The organism is Kitasatospora griseola, assembly GCF_014648555.1.
GTDB lineage: Bacteria > Actinomycetota > Actinomycetes > Streptomycetales > Streptomycetaceae > Kitasatospora > Kitasatospora griseola.
In genome coordinates this window covers 684-896 of sequence record NZ_BMRI01000051.1, presented here as the reverse complement: position 1 = coordinate 896, position 213 = coordinate 684, and the positions used below count along the sequence as shown (strand labels likewise).

The window sequence follows — 213 nt, the reverse complement described above, 5'->3', positions numbered from 1 at the left end:
CGGCTGCTGCGGCGCCGGCGGATCAAGGCGACCATCCCCGAACGCCGGGACCAGATCGCCGGCCGCGCCCGCCGCGCGAGCCGCGGCGGGCGCCCGCCGGCCTTCGACAAGACCGCCTACAAGGGACGGAACGTCGTCGAACGGTGCTTCGCCAAGCTGAAGCAATTCCGGGCAGTGGCAACCAGGTTCGACAAACTGGCCAACCGCTACCGA

At 70.9% G+C, this 213-nt stretch carries 1 pseudogene; it reads left to right on the top strand.

What is annotated here, in order from left to right:
- Window positions 1-213 (top strand): annotated as a pseudogene (locus tag IEZ12_RS34665) (IS5/IS1182 family transposase); the annotation flags it as partial.